This is a genomic window from Thioalkalivibrio sp. ALE14 (assembly GCF_000376845.1).
GTDB lineage: Bacteria > Pseudomonadota > Gammaproteobacteria > Ectothiorhodospirales > Ectothiorhodospiraceae > Thioalkalivibrio.
The window spans coordinates 1-21435 of record NZ_AQXY01000012.1; the positions used below are offsets into that span (position 1 = coordinate 1).

Sequence of the window (21435 nt, forward strand, 5' to 3'; positions counted from 1 at the left end):
AAGCTGAAGCCCGTGACTGGGGTCAACTTAACCCGCAGGGGATGCCCCGCGTCGCTGAGCGACACGGCCGCGACGAACGGAACCTTGTTCTCCGACCCGCGGCCGGCCTTGCCGCCGGTGCGCTCGCCACCCAGGTAGGCATCGTCCAGTTGCACGGTGCCACTGAGCCCATAGCGCGCTTCCCGCTCGGTCATCGCCTGCATCAGCTTGTGCTGCAGGGCCCAGGCGGTGCGGTAGCTGACGCCCAGCTGGCGTTTGAGCGCCAGCGCCGAGAGCCCCGTCTTGGCCTGGCTGAGCAGATGGATGGCCAGAAACCAGGTGGTCAGGGGCAGCTTCGTTCCCTGCATCACGGTGCCGGCGATCAGCGAGGCCTGATGCCGACAGGCGTTGCACTGAAACATCTTGCGCGGGCTGCCGTGCAGGACGCAGTGGGCTTGGCACCCGCAACGCGGGCAGCGGAAGCCGGCCGGCCATCGGGCCCGCCCCAGCGCCGCCTCGCACTGGGCCTCGGTGCCGTACTGGGCGATGAATGCCGGCAACGACATCCCCGGCTGAAACTGAATCCGATTCTGCGCCATGAGGCCACTCTCCGCTCACTGTGTAGCCTCAGCGTACGTCCGGGGGTGGCTCACCCAGTGAGCCTGGCTGACTCTCGTCGCTAATCAGGTGACATTTTCGCCCATACGGCTTTGCGCTTCGGCCGCGTTGTTGCAGGCCGCAGTATCAACGTCCTGGCCCTGTGCCATCATGTCCATGCATTCGACAGTAACCTGCTGAAGCTTCTCGGGGTTTTCCATCAGATGCTCCACCGAAGGGGCACCGCAGGCGCCGAGGAAGAAAGCAAGCGGGGCGGCGAATAGCAGTTTTTTCATGGTGTACGTCCTTGTGCGAAGTTTGACCGAATAGATCCTTTCCTGGAGCCACTCGCTGCGCTGGTGGCCGGTCGAGCATAAACACCCCACTTCGGATAGGTCAATCGATCAGAGACCCGTGTAGCGAACGTTCCGGACGCGCGGCCCACCCCAAGTTACCGGCAAGGCTCGGTTACCCCAATGTGGAGTGGCTCCATAAAGCCAACATCAGCGACAATCTCCGCCGGCACCCCCCGGAGTACCACGCGTGCGAAATCGAGACTTCCTTTTTGTCGGCGATCCCCATGGCCGTCTTCCGGAAATCCTGGCCTATATCGCACGTGAGCATGCCGACGCCGGGGTGGTGGTCCTGCTAGGGGACCTGGATCTCGCCGGGCCTTTGGACACCGCGATCCAGACACTCCCGGACTCCATGGAAGTCGCGTACATCCCCGGCAATCACGACTACGACCAGACCCGGTTCTACGATCACCTGCTGGGCTCTCCTGGGCGGGCCATCAATCTCGACGGCCGCACCCACACCCTCCAGGGGGTTCGTGTCGGCGGGCTCGGGGGGCATTTCCGGAAGAAAGTGTGGATGCCGCCCGCGCCCGCCAAGTTCAATTCGAGGATCGAGTACGAACGTGTGCTGGCCTCACAGAAGAAATCCGGCATCCCGCAGGATTGGCGACAAGGCATGCCCCGGCATGCACTGGCCGCGATCTGGCCAGAGGATATCGAACAGCTAAAGACGCTGGGCGCCGACCTGCTCATCACGCACGAGGCACCCTCGACCCACCGGCACGGGTTCCCGGTTCTGGACGAGATCGCCAGAACCATGGGTGCCACGATGATCGTCCACGGTCACCACCACGAGCGGTACGATAGCCGGCTCGAGTGCGGCACTCAGGTGCTGGGCGTAGGCGAAGCAGGCGTCGTCCGCTGGAACGAAAAGGACGGAGTACTGGACGAAGCCAGCCTTCTGAAAGGACACATCTAGCAACGATCCCAGCCCGGCGTGTTACTGCACCCACTCTGCGGGAACTGCGGACTTCGCATCCCTGAAAAGCCCCTGAAATCCTGCAACAGGTCCAAGTAATGCGAGCCCGGCGTATCGGCGAGGATTACTACGTTGACGTCGAAAAACATGCCCCGGCTGTTCTGCGAATGCTCGATCACAGGATCACGGTGGACTCGGGTGTTACCTGCGAACCACTGCCGCAGCCCACCCGGCTCGCTCACGACCTGGAGCGGTCCCTGGGTTGCTCATCCCAGCCCAGCGCACCCACAACCCCATCGATCATCACCTTGCCCTGACGGGCCGAGCCGTCGGCCTGGCGGGTGCGCACAACACACCGGCGCCGCGGGACCACGCACCAAAGTAACTCCGGTGGCACATTCAGTCCGGCTGAGACGGCGTCGACCGCCTCGCGGTCGTAGTCCCCCAGCAGTACGTGTGCCCCGAGCGTTGCACGCAACTCGTCGCCCAGCATGGGGTGGGGGTCATAGGCAGACATCAACACCTCCAAGCCGACCGCAGGCCCGAAACGCATCATGGCCTCAACGGCTCCCCGGCGGGTATAGAGATGTTCTTCAACACCGTCCAGGACCACTAGCGTGCGCCGGTCATTCGCTGCATGCGCTTCGGCCTCCAAAAGAATATCCCGCAAGCAACACTGAACCAGAACGGCGCGTTCCGGGCGCCCGAGAGCCGACACGTCATAGCGCCGCACTACGGCATCAGGATCCCACCGCGGCGAATCACCAACCAACATGGATGACGAGCAGACAGGATCCAGTTGCTCGATCAACCCTTCCAGAAGGGAAACCGGGAACACCTGATGATCCGGCCCCTGCAAGGGATCCACTGCAAGGCTCCGGAGATACTCGCTGTACGCCCCAATAGCATTGGGATCCATGCCCATAGTTCCAGCAAGGTCCGGGCCACCGTCCACACCGGCGATCTCGCGCACCGCTGCAAGATCCACCGCATCCCAACGCTGCTCCGCAGCGCGCACTTTCTTGTCGCGGCTGGCGCGCAGCCGAGCCAATGCCAGCTGCCGCACACCCTCCAGTGTCGGCGCATCCTCAGCCGCAACGGACCCATGGGGACGCGACTCCCGAATCGGGCGATCCGGAAGCAATCCTCTTTCCGCATAGGCTTCGCGCAGCAGAGCCCGCAAAGCCGCGCCCAAACGCGCCCGAAACGCCCCGTAACCCACACTCAATGCCCGCGCCACAAACTCCGCTCGATCCGCCGGAGTCGACTCCGGATGTTCCGCGGAAAGCTGCAACGGGTTGTAGCCCCAAGGCCCACCCCCACCCACCGGGAAAGTCTGGTCCGCCAGATCCTCGTGGGCTCCGTCGGAATCCAGGATGTAGATTCGTCGGGATGGCCCATCTTTCTCGACCGGCCGAGCCAGCTCCGCTCGCACAAGCCGCTGGATCATCCAGGTCTTTCCCGAATACCGGATGCCCTGAACCATGACGTGCGCCATACCCAACCCCCTCTGCACCGCTGTTCGACCGCGCTGCGCCGCGCGATGCGCCACGTCTGCTCCCACACTGTGTAATGCACAACCCGAGGAGAACACGGGTTAGCACACGAGATCACAGTCGAATCGTTTTCGCGTGCGACCAGGGAACGGTGCCTGCCTGACCAACGCCAGGAGAAGTGGATTAAGGCCGCAGCTTCAAGTCCATCCCGCCCGGAAGTGCAGGTCGGTTCGATAGGACACAAGCGCCGGCCGCTACTCAGTGGCGAGACGCATCAGACCCCTGCCCCAGATCGGTCGAAAAGGCCCCTTCCGCGTCTGCGACACCCATCCAGCAGAGGAAGTCCTGCACATCCACCCACGTGTCGTTTTCATTGACGTTTTCAAGTGTAACGACGCGAGGTTTCTCGCCGAACGCCATGGCAAGGAGATGGGCCAGGGCATCGACTTCTTTCACGGACAGAATGCACGCACCACAGGAGTCCGGACGATCCTCAGTTCCGGGTTCAATTCCGTCGGAGTAAGCAATCATGACTCCCCGCACCAAAACAGCCGCAAGTTCGGGTGAGCCAGGCTGCGACTGTATCAACGTAACGATCGGTGTAGACATCAAGCCTCCATGCCGCCAACCACAAAATTCACTATGAGCCCGGAAATTCGCTTTGAGACATCTTCACCACAACCCGGAAACGCACTTTGAGACCCCCTCATCATAACCCGGCACAAGAAAACCCACCCGAATCGGAACCCGGGCGGGCTTTCTCGGACGAGATGGGCGGTTAGCTCTGGCCTGATCCAGTCGCCGTTGGGGCCGAACCACCAACGGCGTCCACCGCCCCCATTGCCCCCGCACCGAACAGATCGCGCATGCCGCCCAGGCTCGACAGCAGGGCGGTGCCCTCCATCGGCACGAACACGCGGTCGCCATCCTTTGCCAGCTCCGGCAGCATGCCGATGTAGCGCTGGGCGATCAGATAGTTCACGCCGGCCTTGGCGCCTTCGGGGTGGTCGCGCAGGCTGCCCACGATGAGTTCGATGGCCTCGCGTTCACCCTGGGCACGCAGCACGGCCTCCTGCTTGTCACCCTCGGCGCGCGCGATGGCCGCGTCACGGTCGCCTTCGGCGCGACGGATTTCCGCCTCCTTGTAGCCCTCGGCCTCGCGCACGGTGGCGCGACGGGTGCGTTCCGCGACCATCTGCTGGTTCATCGCCTGCACGATGTCCTCCGGCATGGAGATGTCGCGGATCTCGACCCGGTTCACCTTGAGGCCCCATTTCTGCCCGGCCTCGTCCATCACCGCCTCCATCTGCTTGTTGATGGTCTCGCGGTTCTCGAAGATGTCGTCCAGCTCCATCTTGCCGATCTCCGAGCGCAGCGTGGTCTGGGCGAGCGTCTGGATCGCGAGTACCAAGTTCTCGGCACCGTACACGGCCGCCTGCGGGTCCATGATCTGGTAATAAATGACCCCGTCGATGGTCACACCCACGTTGTCCCGGGTGACGACGGCCTGGCTGGGGAAGTCCAGCAGGATCTCGCGCAGGTCGATCTTGGTCTCGGTGCGCACGACCTTCGCCTGACCCTCGAACTGCAGGATCGTGATCGGCCGCGGCTGATCCACGAACGGGATGATCAGATTCAGACCGGGGTTCAGCACCCGGTGGAACTTGCCCAGGCGCTCGATCACCATGCCCCGGCGCTGCGGGATCATGGTGATCCCCATCGAGATGAACACGCCGACCAGAACGGCCAGTACGATGAAGAGAATCAGACCTTCCATTGTTGCCTTCCTTTGCGGTTATGCGTGGTCTTGTACTTCAGGGCTCACGATCGCCGTGACCCCTTCGAAACGAACGAGGTGCACGCGCTCACCTTCGCTCAAGGCGTAGTCCGCCGACTCGGGGCGCGCAGGATAGAAATCCCCGAGCAGGGTCACGCCCAGTCGCCCGTCGCGATCCTCGACCTGCAGGATCTCGCGACCGGCACGAATGTCCTGCCCGGCCAGGTTGCGGTCATCCCCGCGCACCCACCGCCTGCCGATCCAGAAGACGAAAATCCCCATTACGATCATGCCGGCGATCCCGCCGAGGATCTGGCCCGCCATATCGGCTCCGAAGGCGGCCGGGATGATCGCCCCAAAGGCACCACCGGCCAGGATCAGCGTAACCCCGCCCCCGCCGGACATCAGGCCGCCGAACAAGAGCAGATCCAGCACGAGAATGGTGACGGCCAGGACCAGCCAGTACTGCCAGGGGTCCAGTGAGAGAATCCAGGGGGTTGCTTCCATAGCATCAGTCTCCTTGAGGCGCGCCGTTCAAGGCCCGTCCAGCGACCCGGGCGTGATCGACCCTGCAATTTTCGCGCTCACCCTCTCACATTCCGCCCCGCTGCAATACCCGACAGGGCAACGCGCCCCACTCCATTGGAGAGGCGCGCACGAGAACCGAACAACGCGGCAAGCCCGGAAACCGTGGGTAAGCGAATCGCTGGTCGAATCGAACCTGCTCGGCCAGGGCCGCTACGCGCTGCCGGTGTACAGGATCAAAATCCCGCAGGCCAGCCCCAGACCAGCGCGTGCAGGACCCCGATGGCCAGCAGCCCCGCCGCCAGGACCTGGTAGAACGCCGGGACCAGGAAATGGGCCCAGACGTCCACATCGTGTCGCCAGGCCGCATCCGGGTTCATCGCCATTGAGGTCCAGAGGGACCAGAGGCCCACCGCGAGGGAAAGTCCCGGGGCATCCCCGCCATCCACCACGACCGCCCAGGCCATCAATCCCCCAACCGCCAGCAGAACCGCCCGGTGCAAGGGATGGCGGGGCCAGAAGGTCAGCACACGATGGAGGGCCGCGATGAAGGTGCGCGGTACATTGTCGTTGGAATGGTCCACGGGTTTCTCCTGCTGGTGTCCGTTGTGTCCGGCAGACTGTACCGGCCACCCCTCCAGATGGGGCAACCGACAAGCTTGTCGGGGTGCACGCCTCGGCCGGCGGGTGCGATCATCCATCCTCGGCGCTAGGGCCGCCCGCCTGCCAGAGTGCGGCTGCGTGCCGGACGGAGCGGTTTAGTCCCGGCCTGTCGTCAGCCGGAATGGCCGGAGCCGGAAACACCCGAGCAACGACTCCATTATCCGAATCAACCAATGGAAACCGTCTGGTCATGGACAACCACAACCCCTCCCCGCCGACTCGCAATGTGCTGCTGTGCGTCGCCGGGCTCGCGCCCCAGGTGATCACCGAGACCCTGTACGGCCTGGCCGTGCAGCGCCAGCCGGCCTTCGTGCCCGACGCCATCCACGTGGTCACGACCAGCGAAGGGGCCGAGCGGGCCCGTCTGACCCTGCTTGACCCCTCCGAGGGCCACTTCTATCGCCTGTGCGCGGATTACGACCTGGACCCGGAGCGCATCGCATTCGGCGCCGACACCATCCACGTGGTTCGTGATCGAGACGGCCAACCGCTGGACGACATCCGCGACCCGTCACACAACGAAGCCGCTGCCGACCTCATCGTGGACCTCGTGCGCCGTCTGACCGTCGACCCGCAGAAGCGCCTGCACGCCTCCATCGCGGGCGGACGCAAGACCATGGGCTACTATCTCGGCTATGCCCTGTCACTGTTCGGGCGCGAGCAGGACGAACTCTCGCACGTACTGGTGTCCGCCCCCTTCGAGGGGCACTACCAGTTCTTCTACCCCCCGCGGCAGCCGCAGGTGCTGTACACCCGCGACCAGCGGCCGATCCATACCGACAACGCCGAGATCACCCTGGCGCACATCCCGTTTGTGCGCATGCGCGACGGCCTGCCGGACCTGCTGGTGCGCGAAGGCGCCGGGTTCTCCGAGGCGGTCCGCCGTGCCCAGGACAGCCTCAAGGCACCGCGTCTGGAGCTGGACCTGGAGCGCCTGGAACTGCACTGCCGCGACCAGATCATTGCCCTCACCCCGGTCAACTTCGCTTTTTACCTGTGGCTGGCCCGCCGTGCGCGGGACGAATCCCCACCCATCGGCCGCAAGGGTATCGGGCCTGCCGAAACCCGGGGCTTCGTGCAGGCCTACCACGACATCACCCACCCGATGGCAATGGACCGCGAGCGCGTGGAAGCCGCGGTTGCCGGCGGCATCACGCCCGACTATTTCGACCAGCGAAAGTCGCACGTGAACCGCGAGCTTCGGCGTCACCTGGGGCCGGCGGCCGCCGCCTACGAAATCCGGCGCGTCGCCGCACGACCCGCCGGGCGCTTCAAGCTCGCGCTGGCCCCGGACCAGATCCATATCCGTCCCGGCTCCCGCGAACCCGCCACCTCAACGGCCATTGCGCGCAACCCGCCCTGCGGGCTAGGCTGAGCCATGGATCGGGCAGGTCGACAGCAAACTCCAGTCGCACCAGGATGGTGCATTCTTCACCTTGGTAACGTGCTGACCAAAAAGGACATTTGAAAAAGCGAAGGGTCCGACCGATGCCCCGACTGAAAGGGGATTAAGACCCGATGGAGTTGAGCTGCACCAGGGCGTTGACGTCCGACCGATGCCCCGACTGAAAGGGGATTAAGACAACGGAAGCATGACCGTGTGACGGTCCAGGATCGGTCCGACCGATGCCCCGACTGAAAGGCGATCAGGACGGTTCGCTGCGCCCCCTTTTCCGGAGCGTCCGCCCCCGCCGGCCGCGACGTCGAACCACTGCTTCTCCCAGAAACTGCAGTTCGGGGGAGACCCGGACGACCGCGGTCTTCTGCGGGTGCAGCTCCAGGCCCAGCCGGGCGAGGCACTTTTCCGCATGGGCGCGGGCCCGCTCGGCATCCTCCCTGGCGGCAGTCAGCAGCAGGAAGTCATCCGCATAACGCACGAACGGGATGCCGGCCCGCTCCAGGGCGCGGTCGAAATGATCCAGCAGCACATTGCAGAGAAGCGGCGAGAGCACCGCACCCTGGGGCACGCCGCGGCGGCGTGCCAGCAAGGAGGCCGGATGGCCGCCCGCCTGGAGCCATCGCCCGATCAGGCGGCGCAGGGCGCGATCGTCAATGAACCGGTTCAGCTCCCGCTGGATGCGATGATGCGGCACCCGGTCGAAGAACGAACGAATGTCCGCATCCACGGCCCAGACAAGCCCCGTCGCAACGCGTTCGCGCACCCGCCGCAGGGCATGCGGTACACCGCGGCCCCGGCGATAACCGAAGCTGTCCGGGTGCAGGAACGGTTCGATCCGCGGCTCCATGACCTGGTAGGCCATGCGCTGGGCAAGCTTGTCGCGCAGATACTGCGCCGAGATAATGCGCCGGCCACCGTCGCCCTTGTTCACCGCAAACTGACGCAACGCCTCCGGCCGATAGCACCCGCGGCGCAGGTCCTCCATCAGCCGTAGCAGATGCTCCGGTAATCCGTGTTCCAGCTCGGTACGTTCCACGCCCGGGCACCACGGCGTGCGCTCGCGCCGGACGCGGCGCCAGGCCTGCTGGACATTTTCCGGCTCCAGCATCGCTTGCAGCAGTGCCCCCATCAGCGAACCCCGCGATCGGAGGCTTGCAGCAAGGCGCGCAGGGCGTGGGCTTCCCGCTGCAGCGCGGCGCCTGTGCCGCCGCTGGCACTCCCCGTCTGCTCGCCCACCCCGTTCGGCGCGGGTGGGACCTCGCGGCTCCAGGCCGCCCAGGCGGCATAGAAACGCCCCCGAGCCGCCTTTTCCAGCCGGCAGCCATCGGCCGCACTGCTGTGGAAGTCCTCCGGAGTCAGCACCCGATCCAGCAACCCGAGCACAAACATGTCCACCCATGGTCGCAATGCCTCCATCAGGTCGAGCGCCAGCGCCGGGCGGCCCGGCACCGGTTCGTGCAGAAACCCCTGGTGAACATCCAGGCCCATGGCCTCGGCCCGCCCCTGCGCCTGGGTCGCCAGCAGCGTATAGCCGAGCGACAGCAACGCGTTCACCGGGTCCCTGGGCGGACGCCGGTTGCGGCCACAGAAGTGCCAGTCCCCGATAATCCGCTGCGCCAGCCACGCATACCACAGACGCGCCGCGACCCCTTCGACACCGCGCACCGCATCGGCGTTGGTACTGGCAAGAAGATCCTGCTCGAGCCCGTCCAGGCGATACCGGAACGTGGCCTCCGGGTGGCCGGCCCAGTCCAGGGCGCCGCGATATCCGGCAAACTTCCGCTGGACCATGGAGCGTGCCAGTTCCACCCGGGTGGCCCCGTCAGCAGCCGCCGCGTACTGCGCGCGACGCAGCGCCACCGAACCTCCCAGCCCCGCTCCCATCCACGCGACCGGGCCCTTGCCCCGCCCCGGAAGGAGCACGGCCGGTACCCGATGGGCCGCCAGCAGACGCCAGACATCACTGGCCACCGAAACGCGTCCGTGCACGACCAGCGCCTCCAGATGCAATGGCGGAAAGCGCCGAAAGCCTCCCTCCGGCTCGTCGACACGCAGGGTGCGATGTTCGACCGATACCTGCAGCCCGCGCCGATCCAGCACCAGCCACTGACGATCACTCATGCCGAGGCTCGCCAGCGGCGGATGCGCTCGGTCACACCGTCCCACCAGTCCACGACGACCGCGATCGGTTCATTGCGCTCCGCGGTGGCGGAAACCATCGCCCCGCCACACCAGAGCTGCGCAGGATGCGGCACGGGATAGGCCCGAAGGTCATCCACTGCGGTATCCATCTGCGCCTCCACCCGGGCCAGCAGATCGCGGAGGCTGCGGTGGCTGGCCCGCACCAGGTAGACGGACTGCTGCAGGCCCTGGCCTTCGCTCACCACCTCCCTGTGTACCCGGCGCAGGCGTTTCGGGCAGCGCACATCGTAGGCCACCAGATACCACTTGCCGCCCGCCATCATCCGATCCTCGCGATGCGGCGGAACAGGCTCGCACGATCGCCACTGCCACGTGCCTCGACCGGGGCATTGGGGGTCAGCCATGCCAGCAGCAGCCGGTCGCGTTCGGGGTCGATCAGCTCCCCCAGTTGCAGGTAGAGCTCGTGCGCCTCCCGAGGTGCAAGCAGGCACTCGTGCACAGATTTCTGGCCATCAATGCGCCATTGCAGCAGCTTCCGGTGGACCCGGCGGCGGCGCAGGGGATTGCTGATATCGTAGGCAATGATTGCCGGTCGTCGGCGCATGGCATGCTCCTTTCGCTGAAATGAACGGAGCGCCATCCTCGCAATGCCGGCTGGCCAAGTACGGACCCGCAAGCTTGTCCCGGATCAGGACCAGGATCACGCCTTGCGGCGCCATGCCGGTCGCGGTTAACGTCAGACATGGGAACCGGACACCGGCAGGCAAACTTTCAGCGCACCACAATGGTGCATAGATACGCGCGCCAGCACACTGATCCAGAAAAGGTTTTTTCAGACCGAAGGGTCCGGCCCATGCCCCGACTGAAAGGGGATTAAGACGTGAGGACAAAGCCCTCGTCGAGCGCCCAGACATGTCCGGCCCATGCCCCGACTGAAAGGGGATTAAGACGGAAGTGATCTGAACCACCGGTCGATCGTCCTCGTCCGGCCCATGCCCCGACTGAAAGGGGATTAAGACACCCCTGCGATGGCGACAGCGACGACACCGAAGTCCGGCCCATGCCCCGACTGAAAGGGGATTAAGACGCCCCGAGGGCGCTTAGGCGCCAATCGAGCCATGTCCGACCCATGCACGGACTGAAACGGAGTCGGCCAGCCGTGACGACCGGACTCCAGAGTGCCCGGCCGCCTGGCCGAGGGGCCCCGCCCGCCCTGTCGCTGTGCTCAATGCCCGCCCCTGACCCTTCCTGCAGCCGCGGCATCCGGCAAGCTTGCGGGGACGGATGCCCCGATGTGTGTCCGGTTATGATCAGCGCCTTCATTCACACCCCGGAGTCCCGGCATGTCCCGTTTCTGGATTGCGACCCTAACCGCCCTTTCCCTGTCCGCCCTGACACCCGCCATGGCCGAGTCCCGGGCTGCGCCCTTCGATATGCCGCTGGACGGCAGCTGCGAGGCGATCGAGCAGCACCATGACACCCTCCGGAGCTCGAGCGGTGCGCTGGGCTTTGACACCTTCCATCATCTGGATGCGGGGGCCATTCGCTTCGAGGGGCTGCAGGGACTGCTGGCGGTCTGCGACGCGGACAGCGACCGCATCGTTGCGGTGGAGGCGACCTTCCACAAGCGCTTCGGGGGCGCGACCTTCGATTCGATCGTCGGAATGCTGCGCGATGCCGGATACCGCGAGATCCATGTGAACCGCCCGCACGTCGGCAACAAGTCGGCCCGATTCGCGGCCGGCGACACGACCATCCGGCTCCATGAGCCGCACATGTCGCGCGAGACCACGCTGAGCTACATCGCGGCGGATTATGCGGACGCGCTGGACCAGCAGCGGATGGAGCGGGAACGCCGGCAGCGCGAGGCCGAATCGGGGGCCCTCTGAGGAGGAGCCCCTGCGCAATTCGCCGCGCCGCGGAGGGCCACGGGGAGGCGGACATCGCGTGGCTGGACCAAGGTCCGGATCAGGCCTCGCGGAGCGGTCGCAGCCGGTAGCGGCCCAGACCCATCGTGGCGCCCTTTCCGGCATGCCACCACTGGCCCTGCCACAGCCAGGGCCAGACCCCGGCCAGCGCCTCCCCGGCCATACGCGCCGTACCAACCACCCCCCCCATCGGGACGGTACGGCCCTGCCGCGCGGAATAGCGCCGCAGGTCCCGCCAGTAAAGGTCCCCGGAAACCAGCCGCAGGCCGGCGGCCTGGCGCCCCGCGGCGGCCAGCGCGGCATCGTCGAAACCGGGGCAATGGCTGGCACCCAGATGGGTGGCCCGCCGCAGGACCGTGCGCACGAAGGCGACCGGCTCGAAGGCCTGTGGCGTAACGTAGCGCCCGCGGATGCGCATGCGCAGGGGCGTTGCCAGCCGGACCTCCACGGCGGGCGGGACCGGCGGCACGGGAACGTGTGCCGGCGCGTCCAGGGAATGGACAAGATCGTCGAGGTCGAGGGGACGCCAGGGCATGTCGTCGACTCCCGATCCTGCGGCCGGCAGCGCCTGTTCCACGCCCTGCAGCCGCAGCGGGACCCGGCTGCGACCGATGCCCTGTGCGCCCGCCTGTTCGAGCGCCCGCACCAGCAACGCGGCCGGACGCACCTCCTGTCCGACCACAATGAGGCCCAGACACACCCGGTCCAGGGCGCAAGGATCGCCCTCCGGATCCGGCACCAGCACAAAGGGCGGAGTCGTCGTCCCGTTGTGCCGGAGAAGGGCGCTCGGAGGATCCGCCGGTACGCGCGTCTCGAACAGCAATGGATACGGACACTGATCGACGACCGGGCAGCCTGTACACTCGGGCCGCCGCGTGACGCAGACCTGCTCGCGAAGCCGCGCCCCGAGCGCACCACGCCAGACGGCACCCGGAAACGCCCCGAGGCTCACGGGTTTCGCCGCGCGAAAGTGCAGCCGGAGCGATGTGACAGGCAAGGCGTCCATAGCAGGGCTCGGTGACAAGGGCCCGTCAGGGTACGGTATCGAACACAGGGAAATCACCCGCAACAGGGGCGGCAGGACGCGACCATGGCCACGTGGAATCTCGCCCTGCGGGTCAGCCCGGGCGCCCCTGACCTGACTGTTCGCTGGCCCGCCCCCGGGCTTCGATCAACGTGCCCTGCACGGGCGACTGCCGCCTCTGTCGCGCATGGCGAAAAGCTTGCGGCCCCGGACAAAGCTCACCCGCCCGCGCTAACCTGCTTCGCACCAGTCCACGCGGAGTCGTCCAATGCTGACACCCTCTGGATTCTTGCCAGGCCCGTGCAGGGATTTCCGATCGTCGGCATACCAGGCTTCGTTGCCGCCGACTCCATGAGGAACATCGAGCCCCCCAACGGGGCGCCGGCGATGGAGAAGCCCGAGATCCGCAGAGTGCCGCTCGACCAGGTCGCTCGATGCGTCCGAATTGCAGTGCGCCTCCACAGGGGCAGCACCGGGGTGATTTCTTGTACCCTGCCCACGAGAAAACCTCACTGTCTGCAAGGGACGCTTTGCCACACCGGCTCAGGACAACGCCATGCCTCATCACGCCTATCTATTCGAAGCTCGCTCGATTCAGCCATTCCTGTTTGCGTCGGGCCGCCTGGCCGACATGGTGGCGGGGAGCGACCTGCTGGACGAGCTCGCGCGGGGCATCCTCGACCAGGCACTGCGCGCTTGCGAGGTGGATCCTGACACGCTGCCGGCACCGCGCCGGGCCGGCGGCGCCCTGTATCTGATGTTCGAGGACGAAGAGGCCACCCGGCGCTTTCGGGCGCTGTGGCGCACGCTGGTGGCCCAGCTCCTGCCCGGTATCGAGCCGGTGGACTGCATCCGTTCCAGGGACTCGGCCAGGGAAGCCGTCGATGCGGGGATTGCCGCGCTCGCGCACATGCGCAACCTGCGGACCGCCGCGCTACCGAACCCGGCGCCGGTCGCCGAGCGCAACGCCCGTACCGGCGAAGTGGCCGTGACCCGGGACCACAAGCGGGACCACGAACCCGTGGATGCCGCCACCCGGGTCAAGCGGCAGTTCGGACTGCCGGAGTACGTGGGGCTGGCGCACAAGTTCGACCCGGACGACCGGGCCGAATGGCCCAGGAACTTCGAGCAGGACCACCCCGGGTCGCGCCGTTTTCCCCTGGGCGAAAACGGCATGGTCGGGCTGATCCACGCCGACGGCAACGGCCTGGGCCAGATCCTGCGGGTGCTGAGTGACGCCACCCGGCCCATCCCCGCACGCTACGTGTCACTGTACCGCGCCTTTTCGGAAGGTCTGGACGCGGCCACGATCGACGCCGCCCGCAGCGCCACGCAGAAGGTCCTGCAGCCACACACCTCAGGCGGCGTGTACCCGGCTCGCCCGCTGGTCCTGGGCGGCGACGACCTGACCATCATCGTCCGTGCCGAACTCGCGCTGGAATTTGCCGAGGCCTTTATCGAAGCCTTCGAGCAGGAGTCCGGGCGCATGCTGGAGAGCCTTCGCACGCAGATGGAACAGGCCGGCGTTCCCGCCGAGGACATCGACGAACTGCCGCAGCAGCTGACGGCCTGCGCCGGCATCACCTATCTCAAGTCGGGGCAGCCCTTCGCACGCGGTTATCAGCTGGCCGAAAGCCTTTGCGTCCAGGCCAAACAGGCCTCCCGCGCCAGCGCCGAGCGCGGCACGATCCCGTCATCCATCGCCTTCCACCGGATCCAGACCAGCCTGTTCGACGATGCTTCGACGCTCAAGCGACGGGAGATGGAAACTCGCGATACTGGCAACGGAACGGTCTACCGCCTGGGCCTGGCCGCCTACGCAGTCGGCCAGGTGGATGCCGGCTCCATGCCGCGCCTGAGCGCCCTGCGCGATCTCGCTGAACCGCTCCAGGGTGGGGCCTTGAACGCCGCCCGCCTGCGACAGCTCGCTACACGCATTCACGAGAGCCCCGACCTCGCGCGCAAGGAGTACAACCGCTGGCGCGCCCTGGCCGAAGCCGATGGCCACGGCACCGACGCGGCTGGCGCCTCCGCACTGAGCGACTTCGACAGACACCTGAATGCGCTTGCGGGCCACGCGGGCGATGATCTGCCGTTCGGACCGGAGTGCGCGGCGGAAGGTGACAGCAAGGTCCGCATGCGTTCCAGCCCACTTGGAGACCTGCTCACACTGTTGGCCCTTCACGGGCAGGACACCCGGAAGGAGACCGCCTGATGTCGACAAGAACCCTGACGATACAGCTGCACGGCTACTGGCACTGTGGCAGCGGCCAGTCCGCCGGAACGCATCTGGATGCCCTCACCGCGCGCGACAGTGACGGACTGCCGGTAGTCCCCGGCCGCCACCTGAAGGGCTTGCTGCGCCACGCGGTGCGCTGCGCCGACACCTGGAACTGGCTCGACGGCATCGCCCTGCCGGACGGCCCCGCCGGGGACCTTGAAGAGCTCCTGTTCGGCTCCCGCAGCGGCCAGGAGGCACGCGCGGCCACGCGGCCCGGGATGCTGCAGGTGGACGACGCGGCACTGCCGCTTGCGGAACGGGCCTTCCTCGCCCATCCCGACACCGATGGCCCGCAACTGCGCCCGTTCCTCTTTCGGGACATCCATCGCACGGCCATCAACAGGCAGGGTAGTGCCAGCGACAAGAGTCTGCGCGGCACCGAAGTGGCACTGCCCGTGCAGCTAGAGGCCCCGCTGGGCCTTGAGGTCACCTCGCTGGAGGAAGACCTGCGGCGACAGCAGGAGCGCGCCCTGGAGGAAGCCGATCTGTGGGGCACGCTGGCAGGCGTGCTCCCGCTGATCAGCGCAATCGGCGCCGAACGCAATCGCGGCCTCGGTGAGGCCGAACTCAGCCTGAGGGATCCGTCATGAGCGCCACGCGCCACGCCTTCCGCGTCACCCTGGAACAGGACGTGATCGTCAGCCGGTCCGCCGCGACAGCCGGCGAACACGAGACCCTCGATCACCTGCCGGGCAGCCTCTTCCTGGGCCTGGCGGCAAGCCGCCTGTATGCCGACCTGCCGGCCGACCAGGCCTGGCAGGTCTTTCATAGCGGGGCGGTGCGCTTCTGCGACGGCCTGCCGGAAAGCGAGCCCGGCGTTCTGGGCTGGCCGGTGCCGCTCGTCCTGCACCACTACAAGAACGAAGACGCCAAACGGCAGGTCTCGGGGGCCGAACATCCCCGTCTGGACACCGACCGGGTACTCAACCTGATGCATCGCGCACCCGACGGCGGGCGCCAGCCACGCCAGCTGCGTGGCGGTCATGTCGACACCTGCGGTCGGTGGATCTGCCCGCGCACCCGACAGTCACTCAAGACCGCCATCGGGCCCGAAACCGGACGGGTCGAAACCGGACAACTGTTCGGCTACGAGGCCTTGGAGCGCGGGCAGAGCTTTGTCTTCGAGCTGCAGACCGACGACACGCTGGACGACGCGCTCGTGCAGCACCTGCACCAGTGTCTGAGCGGACCCGCGCGTCTCGGCCGCTCGCGCAGCGCAGAGTTCGGCCGCGTGCGGATCGAGCCGCTGGACAATCCACCGCCGCGCCCGGCCAGCGTTGCCGACACGAACCACACCCTGACTCTGTGGCTGCTTTCCGATCTGGCGCTGCGTGACGAACGCGGGCAGCCCACCCTGCAGCCCTGGCCGCAGTACCTCGGCCTGCCCGCCGAAACCCGCTGGGACCACGAGAAGAGCTTCCTGCGCACGCGCAGCTATAGCCCCTACAACGGCAAGCGCCGGGGGCGCGACGCCGACCGCCAGGTGATCGCCCGCGGCAGTGTCCTCCACTACACCCTGCCCGCCGGCACCCCGCCCGAAGCACTGCCCGCGCTGGAACACGGCCTCGGCCACTACCGCGAGGCCGGCCTGGGCCAGGCCGTCGCCCGGCCGCGGATGATCGCCGACGAATCCCTGCAAGTGGAAGCGCCCCCTGAAGGGACCACGGACGCCGGCCCGCGACCGTCGGCGCCCGACAGCGCGCTGCTGCGCCGCCTGCGCCGGATGGCTGCCAGCGAATTCCTCGAATTCGACGCCGAACACCGCGCCCGACGGGTCTTCGAGGCCCTGGTCGCATCCCTTGGCGAGGCCCGCAGCTGGCAGGGGATCCCGCCCAATGCGCCCCTGGCGGAGGACGAGGTCCCCGGGCGCAGCCAGTGGGGCCGTCTGCGCGACGCCGCCAACCGCCACCGGGGCGACCCGGACGGCCTGTGGCGCGCCCTGTTTGAACCTCCTAAACAATCCCGCGAATCCAGCGACCCCGAAGACGCCATCGTGCGCGCACGTTCGGGATGGCAGCTCAAACTGGGCCCGGACCCTGAACAGGACTTTCTCGGCCGGCGCCTTGAGCGGGCGCTGGAGGCGATTCATCGCGATGCCCCGGAGAAGCTGGCCGAGGTTGTGGTACGGCTGGCATCGCTGGGCCAGACCCCTGAGTGGACCCGTGCCGTGGAAGGGCACGCAACCAAGGAGCCGCAGGCATGATCCCCGAACTCCCGGTACACGACTTTGCCCGCGTCACCCTGGAAGCCGAGACCCCGCACGCGATCGGCTCGGGCGCCGGCGATGCCACGCATGACCTGGTCCTGATGCGCGACGCGAACCACCTGCCCACCCTGCCCGCCAGCGGACTGGCCGGCGTGCTGCGCCATGCCTGCGCGGACGAATACGGCGACACCGTCGCCGACCGGCTGTTCGGCCACCTCGAAGGCGAAGGACGCGGCGAAGGGCGCATCTCGCGCGTGCAGGTCTTCTGGGGGCTGGTGCACGACAGCCACGACCGGCCCGTGGAAGGCCTGCGCGAGGACGTGGACGGCGACGAACTCCTGTCGCGGCTGAGCCGGAGCCACCCCCTGATCCGGCAGCGCGTCCGGCTCAACCACCGGGGCGCCGCCGATGACCGCGGCAAGTTCGATGTCACGCTCGCCCCACGCGGCACCCGCTACACCTTCCTGCTCGGCCACTGGAGCGACGGCTCCGACGCCGCCTCCCGGGAATGGGATGGGCTGCTGCGCCTGCTGCAGTCCCCGGCCCTGCGTCTGGGCCGCGGCACCCGCGCGGGTTCGGGCGCGTTCCGGGTGGCCGAACTCCACATGGCGCGCTGGGACCTGCGCACCCCCGAAGGCCGCGAAGGATTCCGCAACCGCCCGCGCCACCGTGCCAGCCGCGACGGACTGCAGGCCCTCACGCCCGGGGACACCGCGTTTCGCATCCCCGGCGTGGAGCTCGATCTGCAGGCCGAAGCCGGCTGGCGCATCGGGGGCGGCGAGCACCCGCTCGGCGAGTACTCGGGCACGAAAGAACCCGACAACATGCTCCCGCAGAGCGAGCCCGTGATCGAATGGCGCGACGGACGCGGCACCTGGACCCGGCCCCGGCCGGTGGTGCCCGCCTCGGCGATCAAGGGCGCGCTGGCCCATCGCGTGGCCTTCCACCACCGCCGCCTGACCGGAGAGTTCATCGCCCCCGACGGGCCACCGCCCGATGCGGAACGCAGCGAGGCGGTGCGCTGCCTGTTCGGTCACCCCAGCGACCGCGATGCCTCCGGGCTCGCCGGTGCCGTCATCATCAACGACACCTACCTGGAACCCGATCCGCAGGTCCACGCACCGCTGCACAATCGCATCGACCGTTTCACCGGCGGTGTCCAGCGCGGCGCCCTGTTCCAGGAGGAACAGCTCTGGCGCAGTCGCCTGCCGCTGCGCCTGCATATCCTGCCGCGCCGGGACATTCCGGTCCCAGTGGAGGTGCGCGAGGCCCTGGATCTCGCCCTGCGCGACCTCGCGCGCGGCTGGTTGCCGCTGGGCGCCGGCGGCAGCCGCGGGCTGGGCGGATTTGCCGCCGAACACGATCCCGAATGGAACGACGACGGGGCCTGGGTCGCCGGCCAGGACGCGCCAACGCTCAACGCCGAAGGAGACACCGCCCGATGAACCGTCTCGAATCGCTGCTCGCCGACCACCGCCGCTTCCTTCGGGCCTGCGAGGAGCAGGGCTGGGAATGGACCCCGCCCGCGCTGACCCCCGTGCGCCTGAAGCACGACTGCGAGGACCTGGACTCGACCACCGTGCACGAGCGCTGTCGTGCGCTGTGCAACGACCGGGGCTGGATGCAGTGGCCCGCCGAGGTCCGCATCCTGCCCGCCGAGCCCGTGGACGGCATGCCGCCGCTGGAGGGCGAAGGCCTGGCGGCGGACGGGACGCGCTGGCAGCTCGAATACCGGGGCGGCGACGGGTGGCGCCTGCACTGCTTCCGGATCGAAGAGACAGACACGGACCCCGGTTATCTGGCCGAGACGGTCATCCATCTCAACGACCATCGGGCACCCGCGCCCCTGCGTTACCTGCGCCTGTACGGCTTCGCCGGGCACACCGACGGCGATCCGGCCGACGACGCCACCCCCGAGGCCGTGCTGGCCGTATTCGACGGATTCGAGGAGGACCGGGCATGACCCTCAACCTGCCCTACAACTTTGTGCCGCTCACCCCGTTCGTGCTGCGCCCGGACTGGCACGCGCACGTGAGCCACGACCACCCGTTCCGCGACGGCTGGAGCGGAGAGATCCGCATCCGCCTGACCGCGCACACCCCGCTGAGCGTCGGCGGCGCGCAGACCCCGGGCAGCGACAGGGAACCCGGCAAGGTCCACTTCGCCCGCACACCGGACGCCCGCCCGGCGATCCCGCCCACCAGCCTCAAGGGCATGCTGCGCCACGTGCTCGAGATCGCCGCGTTCGGCCATTTCCGCGAGGTAGAGGACCAGCGCCTGGGGGTGCGCGACCTCACCGGAGCGAACAACTTCTACATGAAGGAGATGGTCAAGGCGCCGGTACGCGCCGGCTGGCTGCGCTACCGCGACGGCAGCTGGTACATCCGGCCTGTGAGCTTCGTCCGCCTGCACCAGGAAGAACTGATCCGCGCGCTCGGCGTCAACGAACAGGAATGGAAGAAGGCCGGAACCGTACAGAAACGATACGGGCTGATCGGGACCCTCCCCGAGATCCCCTTTGATGTCGGCCCCGTTCGCAACAACGGTCAGGCCGATGCCAGCGACCTCGGGCGCGGACCGCGCCACGGGCACGTGGTGGTCACCGGCCAGCCGGGAAAGGACTTTACCCAGGGCAAGGGAGCGAAGAAACGCGAGTTCATCTTCTACGACGCCGGCGAACCGCAGGACGAAATCCCCGTCCCGCCCGAGGTAATGAGCGACTTCCAGTTCATCCACCAGGAATCCCCTGAATGGAATGACTTCTGGAAGCCTCAACTCCACAGCGTTTCTCCCGGCGTACCGGTGTTCTGGCACGCCGAAGGCAATCAGAGCAGCGTACGCTCGCTGGGCCTGGCCATGATGTATCGCCTCGCCTATCGCAACACTCTGCACGACGCCATCCGCCACACCCGTGCCGGCAAGAACGCGGCCTCCGCGCATCTGGACGACGATGCCCCCGACCTGGCCGAACTCCTGTTCGGCCGCATCGACGCCGAAGGCCCGAATGGCAGCCTGCGGGGCCGCGTGATGCCCGGTCTGGCCGAGTGCGAGCAGGACGTCTCCACCCACTGGGAAGGCCCGATGGTCCTCAACGGACCCAAACCCACGTTCTACCCTGCCTACCTGAACCAGCAGGAGAAGAAGAAGGACTACATTACCCTGATGGATGACCGCGCCGAACTGTCCGGCTGGAAACGCTATCCGGTCCGCAGTTCGCATCACGCGCCCCGCCCGCCCGAGAAGTCCGGCCCGAAGGTCCAGGTGAAGCTGGAAACCGTGCCCTCCGATACCACCTTCTCCACGCAGATCCGCTTCCACAACCTGCGCGACGTGGAACTGGGCGCGCTCATGTGGGCGCTGGATTTCGGCGGGCGCGGTGACCTGCGCCACTCGCTGGGGACCGGCAAGCCGTTCGGGTTCGGCCAGGTCTCGGTCGACGTGACCGATGCCCGTCTGGAGCCGAACGATCCGGCACGCGAGATCGACGACGACGCGCTTGTGAACCTGGAGGCCTGCCGCCACGCCTTCGTGCAGTACATGAACGACGCCTGGGCACAGACCACCGACGGCGCGGACGACCGCTGGGAAGACAGCGAGCCCCTGCGCCAGCTGCTGGCCATGGCCGACCCGTCCCGGGCGGCGGATGCCCCGCTGGACAAGATGGGGAATCCTAAGTTTTTCATGGACGCGCGCAAAGACGGCGAATACCTGGAGCCACATCTAGAAGCAAAGGACGGCTGGCACAGCCTTCGCAGGCAGCTCGGCGACAGCGCCACCCCCGAAGCCCCCGCGTTCGACCAGGCCCTGGAAGAGACCCGCCGCCGGCACCAGCAGGCGCAGGAAAAGCAGGAGCGCGAACAGAAACGCCAGGCGATGAGCCCCGAGGAGACGCAGGTCGACAACCTCCGTCAGGCCCTCGAGGCCTGCGAGGCCGAACCCGGCAAGAGCCGCTGGAACAACCTCAACAAGGCCATCCGCGAACTCCCCGAGGAGGCCGCCGGCTGGGACGACCTCATCACGGACCTCGCCGAACTGCTGAACCGCGCGGAGACCCTGGCCGCCGGTCACGACCAGAAGAAGATCATCAAGGCTGTGCGTCAGGCCCGCACCCGCCTGAACATCGGCGGCGACTGACCCCACTCA

The 21435-nt window shown here is 67.2% G+C and carries 21 protein-coding genes and 1 CRISPR repeat array; of the genes, 9 read left to right on the top strand and 12 right to left on the bottom strand.

The window, feature by feature from the left end:
- On the bottom strand, positions 1 to 578 hold a 578-nt coding region (locus F572_RS0100785), incomplete at its 3' end, for an IS1595 family transposase (protein ID WP_018158282.1).
- A gap of 84 nt (positions 579 to 662) precedes the next feature.
- The gene (locus tag F572_RS0100790; protein WP_018158283.1) at positions 663 to 872 is read right to left on the bottom strand and encodes an EexN family lipoprotein; all 210 of its coding nucleotides are present in this window, start codon (positions 870 to 872) and stop codon (positions 663 to 665) included.
- A gap of 247 nt (positions 873 to 1119) precedes the next feature.
- Here F572_RS0100790 and F572_RS0100795 point away from each other — a divergent pair, with 247 nt between their 5' ends.
- Positions 1120 to 1851: a metallophosphoesterase gene (locus F572_RS0100795; protein WP_018875980.1), complete on the top strand. Its 732-nt coding sequence runs from the start codon at positions 1120 to 1122 to the stop codon at positions 1849 to 1851.
- A 238-nt stretch (positions 1852 to 2089) separates the two neighbouring features.
- Here F572_RS0100795 and F572_RS0100800 read toward each other — a convergent pair whose 3' ends face one another.
- From F572_RS0100800 to F572_RS0100820, 5 genes are all read right to left on the bottom strand, one after another.
- On the bottom strand, positions 2090 to 3349 hold the full coding sequence (locus tag F572_RS0100800; RefSeq protein ID WP_018158286.1) for a hypothetical protein: 1260 nt from the start codon (positions 3347 to 3349) through the stop codon (positions 2090 to 2092).
- Positions 3350 to 3605: 256 nt separating this feature from the next.
- On the bottom strand, positions 3606 to 3956 hold the full coding sequence (locus F572_RS0100805) for a hypothetical protein (protein WP_018158287.1): 351 nt from the start codon (positions 3954 to 3956) through the stop codon (positions 3606 to 3608).
- A gap of 169 nt (positions 3957 to 4125) precedes the next feature.
- Positions 4126 to 5124, bottom strand: a complete 999-nt coding sequence (locus F572_RS0100810; RefSeq protein ID WP_018158288.1) for an SPFH domain-containing protein — start codon at positions 5122 to 5124, stop codon at positions 4126 to 4128.
- Positions 5125 to 5142: 18 nt separating this feature from the next.
- Positions 5143 to 5631 carry an NfeD family protein gene (locus F572_RS0100815; RefSeq protein WP_018158289.1) on the bottom strand — a complete coding sequence of 163 codons (489 nt, stop codon included), beginning with the start codon at positions 5629 to 5631 and terminating at the stop codon, positions 5143 to 5145.
- A gap of 254 nt (positions 5632 to 5885) precedes the next feature.
- Entirely contained in the window at positions 5886 to 6233 is a 348-nt protein-coding gene (locus F572_RS0100820; RefSeq protein WP_018158290.1) for a hypothetical protein, read from the bottom strand.
- A 269-nt stretch (positions 6234 to 6502) separates the two neighbouring features.
- Here F572_RS0100820 and csm6 point away from each other — a divergent pair, with 269 nt between their 5' ends.
- On the top strand, positions 6503 to 7687 hold the full coding sequence (csm6, locus tag F572_RS0100825; RefSeq protein ID WP_018158291.1) for a CRISPR-associated ring nuclease Csm6: 1185 nt from the start codon (positions 6503 to 6505) through the stop codon (positions 7685 to 7687).
- A gap of 271 nt (positions 7688 to 7958) precedes the next feature.
- Here the strand turns inward: csm6 and F572_RS0100830 are convergent, their stop codons facing one another.
- From F572_RS0100830 to F572_RS0100845, 4 genes are read right to left on the bottom strand one after another with little or no spacing between them, the layout of a single operon-like run.
- Positions 7959 to 8840: a reverse transcriptase domain-containing protein gene (locus F572_RS0100830; RefSeq protein WP_018158292.1), complete on the bottom strand. Its 882-nt coding sequence runs from the start codon at positions 8838 to 8840 to the stop codon at positions 7959 to 7961.
- Positions 8840 to 9832, bottom strand: coding sequence for a CRISPR-associated endonuclease Cas1 (gene cas1 / locus F572_RS14860; RefSeq protein WP_018158293.1), 993 nt, complete (start codon positions 9830 to 9832; stop codon positions 8840 to 8842). The genes F572_RS0100830 and cas1 overlap by 1 nt, the downstream gene beginning before the upstream one ends.
- On the bottom strand, positions 9829 to 10173 hold the full coding sequence (gene cas2, locus F572_RS0100840) for a CRISPR-associated endonuclease Cas2 (protein ID WP_018158294.1): 345 nt from the start codon (positions 10171 to 10173) through the stop codon (positions 9829 to 9831). Before cas2 ends, cas1 begins: the two co-directional genes overlap by 4 nt.
- Positions 10173 to 10457 carry a CRISPR-associated endonuclease Cas2 gene (locus tag F572_RS0100845; protein WP_018158295.1) on the bottom strand — a complete coding sequence of 95 codons (285 nt, stop codon included), beginning with the start codon at positions 10455 to 10457 and terminating at the stop codon, positions 10173 to 10175. The genes cas2 and F572_RS0100845 overlap by 1 nt, the downstream gene beginning before the upstream one ends.
- 240 nt (positions 10458 to 10697) lie before the next feature.
- A CRISPR array of direct repeats spans positions 10698 to 11010; the repeat unit is 37 nt; unit sequence GTCCGGCCCATGCCCCGACTGAAAGGGGATTAAGACG.
- Positions 11011 to 11196: 186 nt separating this feature from the next.
- Between F572_RS0100845 and F572_RS0100850 the strand changes: the two genes are divergently transcribed.
- Positions 11197 to 11742, top strand: a complete 546-nt coding sequence (locus F572_RS0100850; protein WP_018158296.1) for a hypothetical protein — start codon at positions 11197 to 11199, stop codon at positions 11740 to 11742.
- A 79-nt stretch (positions 11743 to 11821) separates the two neighbouring features.
- Here F572_RS0100850 and cas6 read toward each other — a convergent pair whose 3' ends face one another.
- The gene (cas6, locus tag F572_RS0100855) at positions 11822 to 12526 is read right to left on the bottom strand and encodes a CRISPR system precrRNA processing endoribonuclease RAMP protein Cas6 (RefSeq protein ID WP_018158297.1); all 705 of its coding nucleotides are present in this window, start codon (positions 12524 to 12526) and stop codon (positions 11822 to 11824) included.
- Between the two features lie 835 nt (positions 12527 to 13361).
- Between cas6 and F572_RS0100860 the strand changes: the two genes are divergently transcribed.
- Genes F572_RS0100860 through F572_RS0100885 form a run of 6 tightly spaced genes read left to right on the top strand, consistent with a single transcriptional unit; the run spans position 13362 to position 21426 of the window.
- Positions 13362 to 15020, top strand: a complete 1659-nt coding sequence (locus F572_RS0100860; protein WP_018158298.1) for a hypothetical protein — start codon at positions 13362 to 13364, stop codon at positions 15018 to 15020.
- On the top strand, positions 15020 to 15676 hold the full coding sequence (locus tag F572_RS0100865; protein WP_018158299.1) for an RAMP superfamily CRISPR-associated protein: 657 nt from the start codon (positions 15020 to 15022) through the stop codon (positions 15674 to 15676). The genes F572_RS0100860 and F572_RS0100865 overlap by 1 nt, the downstream gene beginning before the upstream one ends.
- Positions 15673 to 17289, top strand: a complete 1617-nt coding sequence (locus F572_RS0100870) for a hypothetical protein (protein ID WP_018158300.1) — start codon at positions 15673 to 15675, stop codon at positions 17287 to 17289. The genes F572_RS0100865 and F572_RS0100870 overlap by 4 nt, the downstream gene beginning before the upstream one ends.
- Positions 17286 to 18737, top strand: coding sequence for an RAMP superfamily CRISPR-associated protein (locus F572_RS0100875; protein ID WP_018158301.1), 1452 nt, complete (start codon positions 17286 to 17288; stop codon positions 18735 to 18737). The genes F572_RS0100870 and F572_RS0100875 overlap by 4 nt, the downstream gene beginning before the upstream one ends.
- Positions 18734 to 19255, top strand: coding sequence for a hypothetical protein (locus tag F572_RS0100880; RefSeq protein ID WP_018158302.1), 522 nt, complete (start codon positions 18734 to 18736; stop codon positions 19253 to 19255). The genes F572_RS0100875 and F572_RS0100880 overlap by 4 nt, the downstream gene beginning before the upstream one ends.
- Entirely contained in the window at positions 19252 to 21426 is a 2175-nt protein-coding gene (locus tag F572_RS0100885; RefSeq protein ID WP_018158303.1) for a TIGR03986 family CRISPR-associated RAMP protein, read from the top strand. Before F572_RS0100880 ends, F572_RS0100885 begins: the two co-directional genes overlap by 4 nt.
- The last annotated feature ends 9 nt before the right edge of the window (positions 21427 to 21435 follow it).

What these genes read in the sequence shown, in the direction of transcription:
- F572_RS0100790 (WP_018158283.1), bottom strand. Translation starts at nt 872, where the DNA reads ATGAAAAAACTGCTATTCGCCGCCCCGCTTGCTTTCTTCCTCGGCGCC.
- F572_RS0100800 (WP_018158286.1), bottom strand. Translation starts at nt 3,349, where the DNA reads ATGGCGCACGTCATGGTTCAGGGCATCCGGTATTCGGGAAAGACCTGG.
- F572_RS0100805 (WP_018158287.1), bottom strand. Translation starts at nt 3,956, where the DNA reads ATGTCTACACCGATCGTTACGTTGATACAGTCGCAGCCTGGCTCACCC.
- F572_RS0100810 (WP_018158288.1), bottom strand. Translation starts at nt 5,124, where the DNA reads ATGGAAGGTCTGATTCTCTTCATCGTACTGGCCGTTCTGGTCGGCGTG.
- F572_RS0100815 (WP_018158289.1), bottom strand. Translation starts at nt 5,631, where the DNA reads ATGGAAGCAACCCCCTGGATTCTCTCACTGGACCCCTGGCAGTACTGG.
- csm6 (WP_018158291.1), top strand. Translation starts at nt 6,503, where the DNA reads ATGGACAACCACAACCCCTCCCCGCCGACTCGCAATGTGCTGCTGTGC.
- F572_RS0100830 (WP_018158292.1), bottom strand. Translation starts at nt 8,840, where the DNA reads ATGGGGGCACTGCTGCAAGCGATGCTGGAGCCGGAAAATGTCCAGCAG.
- cas1 (WP_018158293.1), bottom strand. Translation starts at nt 9,832, where the DNA reads ATGAGTGATCGTCAGTGGCTGGTGCTGGATCGGCGCGGGCTGCAGGTA.
- cas2 (WP_018158294.1), bottom strand. Translation starts at nt 10,173, where the DNA reads ATGGCGGGCGGCAAGTGGTATCTGGTGGCCTACGATGTGCGCTGCCCG.
- F572_RS0100845 (WP_018158295.1), bottom strand. Translation starts at nt 10,457, where the DNA reads ATGCGCCGACGACCGGCAATCATTGCCTACGATATCAGCAATCCCCTG.
- F572_RS0100850 (WP_018158296.1), top strand. Translation starts at nt 11,197, where the DNA reads ATGTCCCGTTTCTGGATTGCGACCCTAACCGCCCTTTCCCTGTCCGCC.
- F572_RS0100860 (WP_018158298.1), top strand. Translation starts at nt 13,362, where the DNA reads ATGCCTCATCACGCCTATCTATTCGAAGCTCGCTCGATTCAGCCATTC.
- F572_RS0100865 (WP_018158299.1), top strand. Translation starts at nt 15,020, where the DNA reads ATGTCGACAAGAACCCTGACGATACAGCTGCACGGCTACTGGCACTGT.
- F572_RS0100870 (WP_018158300.1), top strand. Translation starts at nt 15,673, where the DNA reads ATGAGCGCCACGCGCCACGCCTTCCGCGTCACCCTGGAACAGGACGTG.
- F572_RS0100875 (WP_018158301.1), top strand. Translation starts at nt 17,286, where the DNA reads ATGATCCCCGAACTCCCGGTACACGACTTTGCCCGCGTCACCCTGGAA.
- F572_RS0100880 (WP_018158302.1), top strand. Translation starts at nt 18,734, where the DNA reads ATGAACCGTCTCGAATCGCTGCTCGCCGACCACCGCCGCTTCCTTCGG.
- F572_RS0100885 (WP_018158303.1), top strand. Translation starts at nt 19,252, where the DNA reads ATGACCCTCAACCTGCCCTACAACTTTGTGCCGCTCACCCCGTTCGTG.